This window comes from uncultured Pseudokineococcus sp., from assembly GCF_947495735.1.
Classification (GTDB): Bacteria; Actinomycetota; Actinomycetes; order Actinomycetales; family Quadrisphaeraceae; genus Pseudokineococcus.
This window is the reverse complement of record NZ_CANMAA010000033.1, coordinates 1-2,257: the sequence shown is the minus strand read 5'-3', so window position 1 is coordinate 2,257 and position 2,257 is coordinate 1. Positions and strand designations below refer to the sequence as shown.

Annotated in this window: 2 pseudogenes and 1 other annotated feature; both pseudogenes read right to left on the bottom strand. The window is 71.5% G+C overall.

The features are described 5' to 3' along the window. Nucleotides 1-74 precede the first annotated feature (74 nt). A pseudogene (locus tag Q0848_RS18840) lies at nt 75-1,244 on the bottom strand (IS30 family transposase); the annotation flags it as partial. 94 nt (nt 1,245-1,338) lie between these two features. Then, nucleotides 1,339-2,114, bottom strand: a pseudogene (locus tag Q0848_RS18835) (IS3 family transposase); the annotation flags it as partial. Then, nucleotides 1,698-1,815, bottom strand: a sequence feature (AL1L pseudoknot). Its footprint overlaps the pseudogene before it by 118 nt. Nucleotides 2,115-2,257: the final 143 nt, after the last annotated feature.

Below are 2,257 nucleotides of genomic sequence, written 5' to 3'. Positions count from 1 at the left end.
GCTGTTCCGGTACATGGCTGAACTCCTGGGAGGTTGGACGCTGCCTTGCGGTGTCCAACTTTTGGGGGTCAGTCCAGGAGCCCGTTGGTGTTCTCGTTCGTGCCGCGCTGCCACGGGGAGTGCGGGTCGGCGAAGTAGACCGCGATTCCGGTCTCGATCTTGAAGTGGGCGTGCGCGGACAACTCCTTTCCGCGGTCCCACGTCAGCGACCGCAGGACCTCGGCGGGCATCGTGGTCATCGTCGCGATCAGCGCCTCACGCATCGCTACGGCCCCGTACCCGCCCAGCGATGGCCCGTTCTTGACCGGGGCGACCTCGCCGTAGCCGGGAAGGCGAGGCAGGTGGACCAGCAGGGTGTAGCGGCTGCTGCGCTCGACCAGGGTGCCGATCGCCGAGCGGCCCAGCCCGATAATCAGATCCCCTTCCCAGTGCCCCGGGACGGCGCGGTCCTCGGCCTCAGCGGGTCGCTCGCTGATGACGACGTCAGCGGTGACGTGCCCCTGCGGGCTGTTGCGCGCCCTCTCCCGCGGCTTGCGCAGCGCCCGCCCGGTCCGCAGGCAGGCCACCAGCTCACGCTTGAGCGCCCCACGGCCCTCGATGAACAGCGCCTGGTAGATCGCCTCGTGGCTGATGCGCATGTCGTCATCGTCGGGGAAGTCCACGACCAGCCGCCGACTGATCTGCTCCGGACTCCAGGCCGTGGCCCAGCGCCGGTCCCCGCGGTGAGGCTTGTTCAAGCCCTTCCACGTCGTGGCCGGACCCGGCGCCACGGTCCCGTCGGGGTGCTCCAGCTGCCCGGACAGGCGCTCCTGGACGTACTCACGCAGCACTGGGTTGACCACCAGCTTCGCCGCCTTCGGGCGCCGGGCCGCGGTCTCGGCCTTCCACTGCGCCACCGACGGCCGGTACCCCGACGACCGTGAGCGGGTCGCGGCATTCCGCCGCAACTCCCTCGAGATCGTGCTCGGGTCCCGCCCCAACCGGCGGGCGACCTCGCGCACGCCCAGGCCCTGAGCACGCAGCAGAGCGATGTCCTCCCGCTCGGCCAGCGACAGGTACCGACTGGTCGGCTCGGACAGATCCATCGGCGCCATCCCGCCAGCGTGGCGAAACCACCGCGACCCGACCGGCGTGGACACGCCCACCGCTGCTGCTGCCACCTCGCTGCTGACGCCCGTGGCGATCAGGCGCCAGAACGCCCGCTCGACCTGTCGGGCCGGTGGCGGCCGCCCCGGCGACCTCATCGACGGGCGCACCGCCCGATCGGCCAGCTGCTGACGTCGTCCCACCACACACCTCCACGATCACGAGGTGTTGCGACGACCGATTGACTCCGCCCTGCGCTCCGGCATCGGAGTGACACCGCAGCCCGGTCAGCTGGGTGCCACGCGACCACCGGGCGCGGTCGCGGTGAAGTCCCTCTGGACGAGGTCGGGGTGACGGGCCGCGCCCGAGTCGGCCTTCGTGGTCCGGACCCGCTTGGTGCGCCGCGCCCCTTCGATCCCGAGGACCCGCATCAACCGGGCGACCTGGTCGCGGCCGAGGTCCATGCCGGCGCGGCGGGCGGCCTTCCACAGTTTGCGGGCCCCGTAGACGCGGTAGTTGTCCTCCCACAACGCCCGCAGCGCCGGCCCGGTGACCTGGTCGCGGCGGGCCCGCGCCGACGGCGGGCGGGCCTTAGCCGCGTAGTACGTGCTCGGCGCCACCTGCAGCACCCTGCAGATGGGCACGGGCCCCGAGCTCGTCCCGGTTGGCGTCGATGAAGGCGACTACCTCTTGTGCTGGCGGCCTGGCTCCGCCCCGAAGAAAGACGCCGCCCGCTTGAGGATCTCGTTCGCCCGCCGCAGCTCACGGTTCTCCTGCTCCAGCGCACGGACCCGGGCGGCCTCGTCGGTGCTCACCCCCGGGGCGCGGCCCTCGTCGATGTCGGCCTGACGCACCCACAGCCGCACCGACTCGGTGCCGTAGCCCAGCTGGCGGGCGACCCGGTGCACCGTGCCGTGCTCGGTGCCCAGCTCGGCCCGCAGCGTGCGGACCATCCGCACCGCCGCCTCCTTCTCCTGCTCGGAGTACCGCCGTGTCGTCGGCTTCCCCGCGGACTGCTCCTTCGGCATGGCCCCATCCTCGTTTCCAAGATCAGGAGCCTCCACCAGAGCCAGGGCGACTCACTTTCGTCTAAGTCCCAGTGCGTTTGAACCTGGTAGGCGCGAGTTGCCGGGGTCAGATGATGTTGCGTCGGCGCGCGGCGGCGACGGCG